The organism is Nonlabens ponticola (assembly GCF_003966335.1).
GTDB classification, from domain to species: domain Bacteria; phylum Bacteroidota; class Bacteroidia; order Flavobacteriales; family Flavobacteriaceae; genus Nonlabens; species Nonlabens ponticola.
In genome coordinates this window covers 338,222-351,703 of the sequence record NZ_CP034549.1, presented here as the reverse complement: position 1 = coordinate 351,703, position 13,482 = coordinate 338,222, and the positions used below count along the sequence as shown (strand labels likewise).

The following is a 13,482-nucleotide window of genomic DNA, read 5'->3' as shown; positions in this document are numbered from 1 at the left end:
TTGGCAGGTGGCTTTATTATATCGTATTTTTACAGTAATACAGTCATTTTTGACGATTCCAATAGACGACACATGCGCAAAATACAGATGGTTGACCTTAAGGGTCAGTATGAAAAAATAAAAGATGAAGTTGACAAGAATGTTCTTGATGTCATCGAGTCCACGGCTTTTATCAACGGTCCAGAAGTTCATGCTTTTCAGAAGGAATTGGAAGATTATCTGAATGTCAAACACGTGATTCCATGCGCAAACGGTACTGATGCGCTACAAATCGCGATGATGGGTCTAGGTCTTAAATCAGGTGATGAGGTCATCACGGCAGATTTCACTTTTGCAGCGACTGTTGAGGTCATCGCATTGCTAGGATTGACGCCTGTGCTGGTAGATGTGAATCCGTTTGACTTTAATATTGATGTTGAGGCTGTGAAGAATGCCATCACGCCAAAAACGAAAGCCATCGTTCCAGTACACCTTTTTGGTCTTGCAGCAAACATGGATGCGATCATGGAACTTGCTCGCGAGCATGATCTATTTGTCATTGAGGACAATGCTCAAGGAATAGGCTCTAATTACATGCATAGCAACGGCACCAAGTCCAAAACAGGCACCATAGGTCACGTGGGAACGACCTCGTTTTTTCCATCAAAGAATTTAGGATGTTACGGCGATGGTGGTGCCATTTTTACCAACGATGATGATCTAGCGCACACCATAAGAGGTGTCGTGAATCATGGTATGTATGAACGATATCATCATGATGTGGTAGGCGTAAATTCCAGATTGGACAGCATGCAAGCGACCATATTGAGAACTAAACTGCGCCACTTGAACGAGTATAACGACGCACGTCGTGACGCTGCCCGCAAATACACCGCAGCTTTTGCGATGGATCAAAAGATCATCACACCGCTTATTTGTGATCGATGCGATTGTCACGTTTTCCATCAATATACGCTTACGGTAAAAGACACTGATCGCGATGCGCTGGTGAAACACTTAAACGAAAAGGGTATTCCATGTGGTGTCTATTATCCAATACCACTACATAGACAAAAGGCTTATCAGGATGATCGCTATAACGAAGATGACTTCAAGGTCACCAACAAACTGGTGCAAGAATGCATTTCATTACCTATGCATACAGAGCTTGATGATGAGCAAATCAAATTCATTATTGACGCGGTAATTGAGTTTGTGAACAGATAGAATTAACACCTACAATATTTTAATCCAACCGACTATGAAGAATAGCTTTTTACTCACACTCGCAGTATTCTGTTGCATGCTGCTAGGCGCACAGCAAACGACCACCTTTATCCATGCTGGTCATTTACTAGATACTGAGTCTGGTAAATGGATGGATGAGGTGACCATCAGGATTAATGGCAATGAAGTAAGTGAGGTTTCTAAAGGTTATAAAAACATACCTCAAGATGTCAAATACTTTGACCTCAAGGATCAATGGGTATTGCCAGGCCTTACTGACATGCACGTGCACATGGAAACAGAATACAATCCGCAGGCGTACATTTCAAAATTTGTAGACGATCCAGCAGATGTGGCATTCAATGCCGTAGGTTATGCAGAAACCACTTTGATGACTGGATTTACAACGGTGCGTGATCTTGGTGGATCGGGTATCAATATATCATTACGTGATGCCATCAATAAAGGTAAGGTTCCTGGACCGCGCATATTTACATCAGGCAAATCTATCGCCAGTACTGGTGGTCATGCAGACCCAACAAACGGCGGTAATCAAGCATTCATGGGCGATCCTGGACCTCGTGAAGGTGTAGCAAACGGAACCGACGAGGCTCGCGAGGCTGTGCGTCACCGCTATAAAAATGGCGCAGACTGTATAAAAATCACAGCAACTGGTGGCGTGTTGAGTGTCGCAAAAAACGGTAGCAATCCGCAGTTTACTCTAGAAGAAATCAAAGCGATTACCAGCACAGCATCAGATTACGGCATGCACGTGGCAGCTCACGCGCATGGCGATGAAGGTATGCGACGCGCTGTTGAAGGTGGCGTCAAGACCATTGAGCATGGAACTTATATGAGTGATGAAACCATGGATCTCATGAAAAAAATGAATTGTTATCTAGTTCCTACCATCACAGCTGGAAAAGAAGTAGCACTCAAAGCTGAGGTGGACGGATTCTATCCAGAAATCGTTGTGCCCAAAGCAAGAGCCGTTGGCCCACAAATTCAAGGAACTTTTGCTAGAGCCTATAAAAGAGGTGTGCCAATTGTTTTTGGAACCGATGCAGGGGTATACGCGCACGGTAAGAATGCCATGGAATTCTATTACATGGTAGAAGCTGGAATGCCAGCAATCGAGGCGATTCAGAGTGCCACGATCACACCAGCCAAAATCCTCGACCTGGAAGACAAAATGGGTCAGGTGAAAAAAGGTTTCTATGCAGACATCATCTCCGTTGATGAGAATCCAGTCAAAAATGTCAAAGCACTAGAAAGCGTCAACTTTGTCATGAAGGATGGTGTGGTTTATAAAAACTAGAAAATCACTAACTTTAAATCATGTCAGATCAAGATCTTAAAGACAAACTACACAAGCTCATTGACGAGGCTGATGATGGTTTTTTGAACCTGGTTCAAGAAGCTGCCTCGCACTATTATGCTGGTGAGACCCAAGAAGAAATGGATGCTGGAATCCTAGAGGCTGAAGAGGATATCAAGGCAGGTAGAGTTTATACGCTGGATGAAGCAAGAAAAATTGCGCTAAGCTGGTTCGATAAGTAATGAATTATCGTTTTTCGTCAAGAGGACTTAAAGATTTAGAAAAAACATCTGAGTTCTACATAGAGCTATATGGCGAGGTCACAGCGAAACGGATCATCGTGGACATTTTTGATTTTATTAGTTCACTTTCAATGAATGAGGATATACATAAAATAGGTGTTATAGATCCACAGTTTGAAAATCATCAATTTGAATATCGCAAGGTGTTTTTCAGATATCTCAAAATAAATTACCGTGTTTCAAGAAGCACGCTATTTATCATGCGAGTCTTCGACTCTAGGTAAAATCCCAAAAAGAATTTATAAAAAAACACCGCAGTTAGCGGTGTTTTTTAATGTTGTAAAGGTAAGTCTACAAAGCTGGATGATTCTTAAATCCTTTCTCATCCAGATATTTCACATAGTCTCTCGTGCGCACGGTTGCTTTTAAATCGTGTAGCAAGTTGTAAAGACCAAAGAATGTGCGATTGATATACAAGAAGTGCTTACTGCCGCGATTACCGTTCATTTTGCGCAATTCTTTATCGTTGCTGTATTTTTCACTCAGTGAGCTGATCTGATCCCAAAATGTGGCGTCTGCAAAATTGAACTCTTGTTCTTGGAAAGGCTTAGTAAATAAAGTCAACATCTCGTGAAACAATCGTGAGAAGTAGTCGATTTCTGCATCGCTATCGTCTTCTCTCAATATTTCTAGCTGAAAAAGTTTCTCTCTAAAAATCTCAGGATTATTAATACTTGCTGGTACCGCAAGTTCAAAATATGGTGTGTAAAATTCGTCAGGAATTTGTTTGATACACCCAAAATCGATGGCAATCAATTCTTCATCTGGTGAGATCAAGAAGTTACCAGGATGTGGATCTGCATGTACGGCTTTGAGGCCATGCATCTGGAACATATAAAAATCCCAAAGCGTTTGTCCTAATTTATTTCCTGTCACCTCTGAGAATCCCGTTTGAGCATACTCACTCAAATGCTGGCCTTTCATCCAGTCCATGGTGATAATGCGCTTGCTGGAAAGATCAGGATAATAAGTAGGAAATTTTAAATTGGGAATATGCGAGCAAGCCTCGGTTATTGAAATGCTTTGCTCTACCTCTAGATTATAATCGGTTTCTTCCAGCAGTTTGTCTTCAACCTCGGCAAAATAGCGTTTTGAATCCTCGCCTTTAAGGTTGAACATCTTTATGGCGATAGGCTTTACCATAGCCAGATCGCTGCTTATAGAGTCTGCCACGCCTGGATACTGGATTTTAACCGCCAGTTCTTTGCCATCTTTCTCGGCTTTATGCACTTGACCTATACTTGCCGCATTTATGGAATCCTTCGAGAATTTATCATAAATCTCTTCAGGAAAAGCACCTTGGTATTTCTTAAACGTCTTGCGCACTAATGGTGCAGACAGTGGTGGCACGCTAAATTGTGCCAGGCTAAATTTTTCTACATAGGCACCAGGCAGCAAACTCTTGTCCATGGAAAGCATTTGCGCCACCTTGAGCGCGCTACCTTTTAAATTCTTGAGACCGTCATAAATATCACTAGCATTATCTTCATCCAGTGATGATCTATCCATGGATGGATTGATCGCCTTTTTTGAATAATACTTTATGTAATTCGCACCTATTTTGGCACCCGTTTTCACCATTTCGGTGGTGCGGCCCAATTTACTGGTAGGTATTTTATCTAGTGTTTTCATGTTTTTCGATAGAATCCAGAATTACATTTCTTGGATTCAAGTTTTTGATGTTTCCGCTTTCGCGAAAGCGTAACTATTATCATGCAAATTGCGCATCACAAGTTTTTGAGATTTGTGATTTGAGGTTTGGAATTTTACTGCTACGACATACGCTCTTTCCACAAGAACTTGCCGAAATCAAAAACAGAATCCAATGGCGTATTGTCGAAAACATCAAAAATCGTGTTGACTGACTTCTCAATCGCCATATCAGTCTTTTCAAAACCAGCGCTGTCGTCGTCCATCCAGAATTTGAGTAGGAAGATCATCTGTACCCATGCGCCCTCGCTATAAACTGTTTCAGAACGTTCTAGTAGGATATTGGTCTTAGACTCGTTGCGTTGCATGATAAGATCTTTCGCAAAGTTTTTCACGTGCTTGCGTAATCCTTTGAGCTCATTCATCTTGTTCATCATGTGCTGATTCTCCTGTAGAGCAAAGAGCACATAACTGCGGTTGAGCGTCAATAATTCAAAGAAGGTGTAGAAAAAGGTGAGCATCTTCTCGCGATTTGAGAAGTGTGCATAATCCTCATTTTTATGAGCCACGTCCATAGTCATGGTAAAGAAGGTATTCCAGATATCCTTGCGCAATCCATCAAAACTGCCGAAGAAATTATAGAATTCCTGCTCGGTCATATTGTTTTCCTTAGCAAATTTGTAAACGCTCTTAGGCGTTTTCTCGTGCTCAAGAACATATTCCATGTATGCGGTAATCACATCTTGACGAGTGATCTCTTTTTTCTTTTTAATTGCTTTTTTAGCGGTTGTTTTCTTAACAGTTGCCATAATATCAATGCTTTATGTAAAGGTACGATCTGTTTAATGTGATCGTGTAAATGTTGAAACAAAACTCTGTTAAGATTAAGTCGTCATTTCCAGCGTTTCCCGACAGTATTGAGCATAAAAAAACCGCTGCGATAGGCAGCGGTTTCAATATTAATTGGTTTGCATTATGGCCTATTACTGGCAACAGCATCTTGATCTACCCATTTGTTGACTGATACTATTTGATCGCCATTATAGTCGACCTCAGTAAGAAGGTCATTGTGCCAGAAGAACCATTTGCCTGTCTTCTGATTTAAGGTGTATTGCGCTTGTGCAGTTTTCTTTCCATCTTGATCATAACTGATCCACTCGCCATGACGTTGCTTGTCTAGAAATGTTCCCTCTTGAGCAATCTCGCCATTGTCATGAAAATAGGTTGCTTTGAGCAATCCATCATCCATTTTTTCAAATTTTGGTTTGATCTCTTGTGCATAGGCTAGGGTACCTATCATCAAAGCGGCAATAACGATTATATTTTTCATGGGTCTTTCATTTAGTGATTTAAAATTAACTCAAATTATTTAATTATAAAACATTTAGGTAACATTAAATTTACATTAGTGACTTAAGTAACTAATAATCAGAAGTATGGTGTAATCTTATCAATAAGTTAAAAGGCTCATTTTAAGACGATAACGGTGATTATTAGCGTGAGAATCAGTTTGTCGTGCGCATAATCGGTTTATTTTTGCAACTTATTTTTACACTATTATCATGTACAGATCGCACGATTGTGGTAGCCTGCGCGCCGCCGATATCAATAAAAAAGTAACACTTGCTGGATGGGTTCAAAAAACCAGAGATAAAGGTTTTATGGTATGGGTCGATCTGCGCGATCGATATGGTGTGACGCAGCTTATTTTTGATGAGGAGCGTACTGATAAAGTCATGCTTGAAAAAGCACAGCAACTAGGTCGTGAGTTTGTGATCCAAGTCACTGGTCAGGTGATTGAGCGTGAGTCCAAGAATCCCAAAATGCCTACAGGCGATATCGAGATATTAGTCAAGGAACTCAAGATCTTGAGTGAGTCCAAGACACCACCTTTTACCATTGAAGACAAGACAGACGGCGGCGAGGAATTGCGCATGAAATACCGTTATCTAGATATACGTCGCAATCCAGTGCGTGAGAACTTGATTTTCCGTTCTCGAGTGGCGATGGAAGTACGCAATTTTCTAGCGGGTAAAGACTTTGTTGAGGTAGAAACACCTGTCTTGATCAAATCCACACCAGAAGGTGCTCGGGATTTTGTCGTGCCTTCTAGAATGAATGAAGGTCAGTTTTATGCCTTGCCACAATCGCCACAAACCTTTAAACAATTGTTGATGGTAGGTGGTCTGGATAAGTATTTCCAGATTGTCAAGTGTTTCCGTGATGAAGATCTTCGAGCAGATCGCCAGCCAGAGTTCACACAAATAGACTGCGAGATGTCATTTGTAGAGCAGGAAGACGTGCTCAACATCTTTGAAGAAATGACGCGCCACCTGCTCAAGAAGGTGAAAAATGTTGATGTTGCAGACTTTCCAAGGATGACATACGCGCAAGCGATGGAAAAGTATGGTAATGACAAACCAGACATTCGATTTGGTATGGAGTTCGGTGATATTTCCGCTTTCGCGAAAGCTAAAGACTTCAAAATCTTTAATGAAGCAGAACTAGTCGTGGGAATCGCTATACAAGGTGGTGCAAGCATGACTCGCAAGGAAATCGATAAACTCATCGACTGGGTCAAGAGACCGCAAGTAGGTGCGATGGGAATGGTGTATGTGAAATGTAACGAGGACGGTACGTTTAAATCTAGCGTTGATAAATTCTATGATCAGGAAGATCTTGCTAAATGGGCAGACGCCACCAGCGCTAAAGCAGGTGATTTAATCGCGGTATTATCTGGACCAGCCAATAAAACCAGAGCACAATTGAGCGCCTTGCGCATGGAAATGGCAGAACGATTAGGACTGCGCAAAGCCGATGAATTTGCACCATTATGGGTTGTGGATTTCCCACTGTTGGAATGGGATGAGGATACGCAGCGCTATCACGCGATGCACCATCCATTTACATCGCCTAAACCAGAAGATATTGACAGATTAGAATCAGATCCAGGTAACGTGCGCGCAAATGCCTATGACCTTGTATTGAATGGTAACGAGATAGGCGGCGGTTCTGTACGAATTTTTGACAAGAAGTTGCAGGCTTTGATGTTTGATCATTTAGGATTCACGCCAGAAGAGGCTCGAGCGCAATTCGGTTTCCTGATGGACGCGTTTGAATATGGCGCGCCACCACACGCAGGTTTAGCTTTTGGTTTTGATAGATTGGTTTCCATTCTAGGCGGCCAAGAAACGATTAGAGACTTTATCGCTTTCCCTAAAAACAACAATGGTCGTGATGTGATGATCGATGCACCATCGGCTCTAGATCAAGAACAATTGGAAGAATTGAACTTGAAAGTTACTGTAGACGGGAGCACAGAATAATCCTTTATAATATTTCATTGAACGCCACCAAAATCATTGGACTGTTACTATTTGCTGCACTAGCAGTAATTGCTGGTGGTTTTTATTTTATCAATCAGGGCGATGCGTTGCTGGGTAATAAACTCATAGGTTTTTCTACAGCTTTTATCTTCTTGATTTTGATGCCTGCGTTTATCGTGGTGCGATATAGGAACAAGGACTTATCAAAGTTTAATCTGAATCCGCCATCAAAGGATGAAGATGAGGATGATGACTGGGATGATGTGAGTAAGCTCAATTGAGCCTGCGTCTAGCCGCAAAAAATTGATTCAATAAATCGCTGCATTCCGTTGCTAGGATGCCCTTGGTGACTTGAGTTTTGGGATGCAATTGAGTTCCCATCTTGCGATAACCACGATGATCATCGCTCGCACCAAAAACAACACGAGTGATTTGAGACCAATATAATGCGCCAGCGCACATTTGACACGGCTCAAGTGTCACGTACAGCGTACAATCCTTTAGATATTTACCGCCTAGAAAACTTGACCCAGCTGTAATGGCTTGCATCTCTGCATGTGCAGTCACGTCAGTCAGTGTTTCAGTGAGATTGTGGCCTTTAGCGATGATCCTGTTGTCAGTCACAATCACGGCACCTACGGGAATCTCGCCACGATCAAAGGCGTTTTGAGCTTCTTGCAAAGCTTTCTGCATAAAATAGGTATCGTCAAATGGTTCTAACATTTTCAAAAGTAAAAAGAAAAATAAAAGGAAACTGAAACTGAACTCAAACGCACACGAGTTTACTTGTCATTCTGAATTTATTTCAGAATCTTAAGAATGTCTGTTGCATATTCAGAATCTTGAGTAAATTATTCAAACATGAGAAGCTGAACTAAATTCAGCTTGACGAATAAAAAATGGATGACGGTCTTGAGATAATTTTGAAGTGTCTTTAGGTCCACGTGGACTCATTTCAACTTATAATAAACTCACATACCTCATAATATTATCATATAACTCTGAACTCTTAAGTCATCACTTCAATAGCTACCTTTGACACATGGCACGAGACCTACTTTCTACCATTCACGATCCTGTGGATTTAAGACGCTTTCGCGAAAGCGAACTACCCAAAATCGCACAGGAATTAAGAGAGTTCATTATTGATATTGTAGCCACTAAAGAAGGTCATTTAGGCGCTAGTTTAGGTGTGGTTGAATTGACAATCGCCTTGCATTATGTGTTTGACACACCAAATGATCTACTGGTTTGGGACGTAGGGCACCAGGCTTATGGTCACAAGATTTTGACGGGTAGGCGTGATGTTTTTCATACCAATAGAGAGTTAAATGGTATCTCTGGTTTTCCCAAACGTTCAGAAAGTGAATATGACACTTTTGGCGTAGGTCATAGTTCTACATCAATCAGTGCAGCTTTGGGTATGGCGATGGCCAGCAATTTACAAAGCAACGCTAGAAAACATATCGCCGTCATAGGCGACGCCAGTATCGCCAGCGGTATGGCGTTTGAAGCCTTGAATCACGCTGGAGTTAGTGGTGCTGATTTACTAGTTATACTTAACGATAATGCTATAGGTATTGATCCTGCGGTAGGTGCGCTCAAGGATTACCTCACCAAAACCAAATCTGGTAAAGAAACGGGTCGCGATAATATTTTTGAAGCGCTCAATTTTGATTATTCTGGTCCTATTGATGGACATGACTTGCCATTACTGATTAATGAACTCAAGCGACAGAAGAGTTCGAAAGGGCCACGATTACTTCATGTGCGTACTACAAAAGGTAAAGGCCTCAAACAAGCAGAGCTCGACCAAGTGCGCTATCACGCACCTGGAAAATTTGATAAAGTTACTGGTGATATACCACAGCGAGATGATAGTGAATTACCGCCTAAGTTTCAGGATGTATTTGGGCATACTTTGTTAGAGCTCGCCCACCAAAATGATAAGATCATTGGAATCACGCCTGCGATGCCTACGGGTAGTTCCATGAAAATTATGATGGACACCTATCCTGATCGAGCGTTTGATGTAGGCATTGCAGAGCAGCATGCGGTGACGCTTGCCGCTGGTATGGCGACACAAGGATTAATTCCTTTTTGCAACATTTATTCGACTTTCTTACAGCGAGCTTATGACCAAGTAATACACGATGTAGCATTACAAAAGTTACCCGTAGTTTTTTGCCTGGATCGCGCCGGACTGGTAGGTCAAGATGGTGCCACGCATCATGGTGCTTTTGATCTCGCCTACTTAAACTGTATTCCAGATTTGCTTATCGCTGCACCGATGGATGCTGTGGATTTACGCAATCTGATGTTTACTGCACAGAAAGGTCTAGAACTGCCTATCGCTATACGTTATCCGCGTGGTCGATGCCATATAATAGAATGGAAGCAGGATTTTAAAGAAATCGAGATAGGTTCATCTCGTCAGCTTTCTAACGGTAGGAACATTGCTGTTTTGTCTATTGGACCATTGGGTGTTATGGTTCAGAAATTGATCAAATCAGAAGATTTAAATGTTACCCATATAGACATGCGATTTTTAAAACCTCTGGATGCAACTGTGCTTGATGAGGTATTTGATAAACACCATCATGTTATAACGATGGAAGATGGTACTAAAGCAGGTGGTTTGGGTAGTGCTGTTTGTGATTATGCTTTCGCGAAAGCGTATACGGGAAAAATCCACAAACTAGGATTGCCAGATTCATTTATAGAACAAGGTCCCACGAGTGATTTGCATAAAATTGCAGGGATCGATCGTGAGACCTTGCTAAAACTTATAGAAAGTTTGTAAAAACTATTCTTTTACAAATTTGATGGTTTCGTTCAGTCCTTGGGATTGTGCCTGCAAGAGATACAATCCAGAACTTAAACCAGCCACGTTGATTTTAGAATTAGCATTACCTAAATCACGGTTAAGTGTCATTACCTCGTGACCATTCAAGTCAAATATTTTAATAGTCGCACTTGAGAAATTTTTAGAGCTTTCTATGTTTAGCTCATTGGTAACTTGAGTTGGATAAACATTGAGCTGCGAGATTGGCGCGCTTGCGCTACCTATTCCAGCTGTGGTAAACTGCCCTGTGAATAATCCGCGACCGTGAGTGGTAGCTAGAATCGTATTGTCAGCTTCTCTTAGATCTAGATCGAGAACTTTTACTGTACTCATGCCGTTTACAGTCAATGTCCATGTAGGGCTATCGCTGTCAAAGTCTGTAGTTACATAGATTCCCATTTCAGTTCCTATAATCACCTCGTTTTCTACAAGCGGGTTTGGGAGAATAGCTTTTACAGGTAAGTCTGGTAAATCGCCATCTTTTTGAGACCAATTAAGTCCACCGTCGTTAGTATACCAGATGTTATTGATGCCGTAATTATGCATGGTGACATAAATTTCTAGTTCGGTTTCACCTATGCGTATATCAGAGGCACTTCCTAAAAAGTCATCTCCAGAAATATCTGTTGTAACAGGGTTTGCATCCAGTGTATTGTCAACTCTTAAAACTCTTGAATCTTCTGTTCCAATAAAAAGAACTGGATTAACTGCCGCAAATGGAGATGCGGTCAGAGCTGTTGGTCGTGAGCCGCTTACAGCGGGAACATTGATTTCATTACAGTCAGCAGAGTTGGCACCCAGCTCACATGCGGTTATCGTGGTGCTGCCACCGCCACCGCTGCCGCCACGTGAATTAGAATAAAAAATATCAAAAGCACGATCAACCTCACCTACATTAATAAAATCACCGTCAGACTCACTTGAAATAGTGTATGCCTCGCCACGATTGATATAATCAAATAATCCAGCCCTATCAGGATTAAGTGGATAATCAAAATAGTAATGATTACGACTAGTAAAACCTAAAACTACGTAACCACTTTCAGAATCAACAGCAGAGAATGAGCCATCACCACCTATAGGATCAAAGCTGTTGCTTAATCCACCTGCTACATTAGAATTATTGAAAACCTGAGATCCATTATCTTGAGTTCCACCAACGAATTCATCACCATCTTCAAAGTCTGTGGCAGCGATATCACCGTAATAAAATTGAGTAACGTTGTAGCCTAAATTGCGGTTTTCAATGGCTCCGGAAGATCTTGTTGCCCTAGCAAATGATTCTACAATGGAAACACCACCATCACTTCCAATCACACCTTCATTAGAATCACCAGGCTTAAAGGCAATACTATGAATATCTGCATGAACAAATGGGACACTCAAATTGTCCATATTGGGATTGTTTGACCATCTAGAAATTTGATCCCAGCTGTCACCAGCATCGCGTGAACGGTGTATGTTGATACCACCTACATATAACTGATCATCATCTTCTGGATCTGTTTCTATCACAAGATCATAGAAAGACTGCCCACGAGTAAAATCGCTTGCAGGAATACCGTTGTCTGCATCGTCCGGCTCTGATATTTGATCTAAGGTGGCAAATCCGTTTTCGGTCAAATAAATGTTTGCCTGACCAGCTACTTGGGCAAGGACGTAGAATTTATTAGGATTAGTTGCAGATGGGCTTATCTCAACACGATCACCACTGCCTATTTCAAATAATTCAGTCCAATCAGTACCGTCGCTGCTTGAAAAAATACGACCACCACCTACATTGACTCCAGTTGCATCTATGCTTCCAAAGTAAAGCGTGTTATCTGCACTTAACTCAAAGTCGTTGGGTATTGTATAAAAAGTCAAACCATTAAAATCATATTCTAAGTCTTCATCCTCAATTCTAGACCAACTATCGCCATCATCTGTACTGCGGTATAGTCCAGCATTTTGAGTTCCTAGAAAGTTTCTAGGATTCTGAAAGTTAAAGTTAGGTGCGCCATAGAATGCTGCGCCTATTCCAGCATAAACCTCTGTACCACCATCAACTTCTCTAACGATCAAATCATTGACAAAAAACACTCCTGATTTGAAAATGTCTGATCCGTTAGTCAGGTCTTCATCAAAGGCAGGTTGGATATTTACTTGTTCCCAAGTGTCTCCACCATCAGTTGACTTATATACTCCATTTCCTATCGATGCACCGTCCGTATATTGTTCACCAGTACCCAGATAGATAGTATTACTATCTGTTGGGTCAATAGCAAAACAGCTTATGTTTAGACTTGACGCTAGACCTGGAACTTGATTCCATCGACTATTGGCACTTTCAATATTATCATTAACCCATAGTCCACCGCCTACACCACCAGCAAATACACGGTTATAATCAGTGCCGTCACCATTATTAGCTCCTACATCATTTGGGTCATAAAAAACAACTCTTGTACGACCACCTACATTGAGCGGTCCTCGTTCTATCCAGGGTGAGGCTTCACTTCCAGGCGTGCTCTTTGCAATCGAGGCATTTACGGCACGCTGTGCATCCACAACATACGGTGTTGGATATCCTAATTCTGGATTCATCGTTAATTCCCACATGCGCTCATTGTAAGCATTAGGAGGTAGGCTCATGCTTTTACGTTGAGCTTTTGTAAGGTCCTTTGAGTCGCTGAACGGTGAATTTGCAATGAATTCTCTGTGTTTTTCACGCTTTAACTCCATGGCAGATAATTCTACATCTGGAGTGTAGATCATGTAAGCGCAAACGGCTATAAGTGAAAGTGCTAGGGCAGCAAGGATAACTTTTTTCATCAAGAAAATTTTTGTGTTAAA

At 41.5% G+C, this 13,482-nt stretch carries 12 protein-coding genes; 7 read left to right on the top strand and 5 right to left on the bottom strand.

The window, feature by feature from the left end; translation table 11 throughout:
* Positions 1 to 72 precede the first annotated feature (72 nt).
* Genes EJ995_RS01425 through EJ995_RS01410 form a run of 4 tightly spaced genes read left to right on the top strand, consistent with a single transcriptional unit; the run spans position 73 to position 3,050 of the window.
* Complete coding sequence (locus EJ995_RS01425; protein ID WP_126444902.1) at positions 73 to 1,206, top strand: DegT/DnrJ/EryC1/StrS family aminotransferase; 1,134 nt, start codon at positions 73 to 75, stop codon at positions 1,204 to 1,206.
* Positions 1,207 to 1,240: 34 nt separating this feature from the next.
* On the top strand, positions 1,241 to 2,524 hold the full coding sequence (locus tag EJ995_RS01420) for a metal-dependent hydrolase family protein (protein ID WP_126444900.1): 1,284 nt from the start codon (positions 1,241 to 1,243) through the stop codon (positions 2,522 to 2,524).
* 20 nt (positions 2,525 to 2,544) lie between these two features.
* Complete coding sequence (locus tag EJ995_RS01415; RefSeq protein WP_126444898.1) at positions 2,545 to 2,766, top strand: hypothetical protein; 222 nt, start codon at positions 2,545 to 2,547, stop codon at positions 2,764 to 2,766.
* Positions 2,766 to 3,050 carry a type II toxin-antitoxin system RelE/ParE family toxin gene (locus tag EJ995_RS01410; RefSeq protein ID WP_126444896.1) on the top strand — a complete coding sequence of 95 codons (285 nt, stop codon included), beginning with the start codon at positions 2,766 to 2,768 and terminating at the stop codon, positions 3,048 to 3,050. Before EJ995_RS01415 ends, EJ995_RS01410 begins: the two co-directional genes overlap by 1 nt.
* Positions 3,051 to 3,117: 67 nt before the next feature.
* Here EJ995_RS01410 and EJ995_RS01405 read toward each other — a convergent pair whose 3' ends face one another.
* The 3 genes from EJ995_RS01405 to EJ995_RS01395 all read right to left on the bottom strand — a co-directional run bounded on the left by EJ995_RS01405 (position 3,118) and on the right by EJ995_RS01395 (position 5,806).
* Positions 3,118 to 4,458, bottom strand: a complete 1,341-nt coding sequence (locus tag EJ995_RS01405; RefSeq protein WP_126444894.1) for an ABC1 kinase family protein — start codon at positions 4,456 to 4,458, stop codon at positions 3,118 to 3,120.
* 140 nt (positions 4,459 to 4,598) lie between these two features.
* Positions 4,599 to 5,285 (bottom strand): TetR family transcriptional regulator C-terminal domain-containing protein, encoded by a 687-nt coding sequence (locus EJ995_RS01400; RefSeq protein ID WP_126444892.1) that lies wholly within the window; start codon positions 5,283 to 5,285, stop codon positions 4,599 to 4,601.
* 164 nt (positions 5,286 to 5,449) lie between these two features.
* Positions 5,450 to 5,806: a toxin-antitoxin system YwqK family antitoxin gene (locus EJ995_RS01395; protein WP_126444890.1), complete on the bottom strand. Its 357-nt coding sequence runs from the start codon at positions 5,804 to 5,806 to the stop codon at positions 5,450 to 5,452.
* Positions 5,807 to 6,038: 232 nt separating this feature from the next.
* Between EJ995_RS01395 and aspS the strand changes: the two genes are divergently transcribed.
* Positions 6,039 to 7,802 (top strand): aspartate--tRNA ligase, encoded by a 1,764-nt coding sequence (aspS, locus tag EJ995_RS01390; protein WP_126444888.1) that lies wholly within the window; start codon positions 6,039 to 6,041, stop codon positions 7,800 to 7,802.
* Positions 7,803 to 7,819: 17 nt separating this feature from the next.
* Positions 7,820 to 8,083, top strand: a complete 264-nt coding sequence (locus EJ995_RS01385) for a hypothetical protein (RefSeq protein WP_126444886.1) — start codon at positions 7,820 to 7,822, stop codon at positions 8,081 to 8,083.
* Here EJ995_RS01385 and EJ995_RS01380 read toward each other — a convergent pair.
* On the bottom strand, positions 8,076 to 8,525 hold the full coding sequence (locus EJ995_RS01380) for a nucleoside deaminase (protein ID WP_126444884.1): 450 nt from the start codon (positions 8,523 to 8,525) through the stop codon (positions 8,076 to 8,078). The two genes, EJ995_RS01385 and EJ995_RS01380, sit on opposite strands and share 8 nt — an antisense overlap.
* 319 nt (positions 8,526 to 8,844) lie before the next feature.
* On the opposite strand from EJ995_RS01380, the gene EJ995_RS01375 reads away from it, so the two are divergent.
* Positions 8,845 to 10,605, top strand: coding sequence for a 1-deoxy-D-xylulose-5-phosphate synthase (locus EJ995_RS01375; RefSeq protein ID WP_126444882.1), 1,761 nt, complete (start codon positions 8,845 to 8,847; stop codon positions 10,603 to 10,605).
* A 3-nt stretch (positions 10,606 to 10,608) separates the two neighbouring features.
* Here the strand turns inward: EJ995_RS01375 and EJ995_RS01370 are convergent, their stop codons facing one another.
* Entirely contained in the window at positions 10,609 to 13,461 is a 2,853-nt protein-coding gene (locus tag EJ995_RS01370; RefSeq protein WP_206482255.1) for a T9SS type A sorting domain-containing protein, read from the bottom strand.
* Positions 13,462 to 13,482 lie beyond the last annotated feature (21 nt).

Bases quoted from the DNA above. Each gene is read 5' to 3' on its own strand.
- EJ995_RS01425 (WP_126444902.1), top strand. From the start codon at position 73: ATGCGCAAAATACAGATGGTTGACCTTAAGGGTCAGTATGAAAAAATA.
- EJ995_RS01420 (WP_126444900.1), top strand. From the start codon at position 1,241: ATGAAGAATAGCTTTTTACTCACACTCGCAGTATTCTGTTGCATGCTG.
- EJ995_RS01415 (WP_126444898.1), top strand. From the start codon at position 2,545: ATGTCAGATCAAGATCTTAAAGACAAACTACACAAGCTCATTGACGAG.
- EJ995_RS01410 (WP_126444896.1), top strand. From the start codon at position 2,766: ATGAATTATCGTTTTTCGTCAAGAGGACTTAAAGATTTAGAAAAAACA.
- EJ995_RS01405 (WP_126444894.1), bottom strand. From the start codon at position 4,458: ATGAAAACACTAGATAAAATACCTACCAGTAAATTGGGCCGCACCACC.
- EJ995_RS01400 (WP_126444892.1), bottom strand. From the start codon at position 5,285: ATGGCAACTGTTAAGAAAACAACCGCTAAAAAAGCAATTAAAAAGAAA.
- EJ995_RS01395 (WP_126444890.1), bottom strand. From the start codon at position 5,806: ATGAAAAATATAATCGTTATTGCCGCTTTGATGATAGGTACCCTAGCC.
- aspS (WP_126444888.1), top strand. From the start codon at position 6,039: ATGTACAGATCGCACGATTGTGGTAGCCTGCGCGCCGCCGATATCAAT.
- EJ995_RS01380 (WP_126444884.1), bottom strand. From the start codon at position 8,525: ATGTTAGAACCATTTGACGATACCTATTTTATGCAGAAAGCTTTGCAA.
- EJ995_RS01375 (WP_126444882.1), top strand. From the start codon at position 8,845: ATGGCACGAGACCTACTTTCTACCATTCACGATCCTGTGGATTTAAGA.
- EJ995_RS01370 (WP_206482255.1), bottom strand. From the start codon at position 13,461: ATGAAAAAAGTTATCCTTGCTGCCCTAGCACTTTCACTTATAGCCGTT.